This is a genomic window from Caballeronia sp. AZ10_KS36, assembly GCF_023631105.1.
GTDB lineage: Bacteria > Pseudomonadota > Gammaproteobacteria > Burkholderiales > Burkholderiaceae > Caballeronia.
The window spans coordinates 1-555 of sequence record NZ_JALQDQ010000071.1 but is presented as its reverse complement, the minus strand read 5'-3'; the positions used below and the strand labels follow the sequence as shown (position 1 = coordinate 555).

General features: G+C 68.3%; 2 protein-coding genes. Both read right to left on the bottom strand.

Annotated features, from left to right (window positions below):
* Window positions 1–374 (bottom strand): hypothetical protein (locus NCR35_RS29765; RefSeq protein WP_250537459.1); only part of this gene is annotated, 374 nt, incomplete at its 3' end.
* Between the two features lie 7 nt (window positions 375–381).
* Window positions 382–555: BamA/TamA family outer membrane protein (locus NCR35_RS29760; RefSeq protein WP_250537460.1), on the bottom strand; the 174-nt coding region annotated here is incomplete at its 5' end.

Below are 555 nucleotides of genomic sequence, written 5' to 3'. Positions count from 1 at the left end.
CCCGACACGCTGTCGACGGCGATATCGGTGCCCTTCCCGTCGAGACTCTTCCAGTGGACATCGCGCAATTGCAGGCCAGTGGCGACCGCGCCGCCGTCCAGCTTGCCGGTGAGCCGGCCGCCGAGCAGCGAGGTCGCCGCCTGCCACAGATAGCGCGTGCCCGGCTCGGTCGTGAGCGCGAAAAAGACCGTGCCCAGCGCCAGCACGACGATGATCAGAACGACGAGCACCAGTGCCGCGAGCCAGCGCAGCGCGCGCCGACCGCCGCTGCGGCGCGGCGGCGTTTTCGGAGTTTGCGGCGCGTCGCCATTGCCATTGCCGCCTGCTTGCGCGTCGGGTTCCGTCATGCGTTCGTTGTCGGGAAGATCGCTCATGGCGTGCTCAGAACGCGATGCCGAGCGTCAGATACGGCTTGATGCTCTTGTTCTTCAGGCCGTATGCGACGTCCACGTTGACCGGCCCGACCGGGCTGCGCCACCGCGCGCCGACGCCCACGCCCGGCTGGAACACGCGCTCGTGCCACGTATCGGTCGCCGTACCGATGTCGAAGAACAC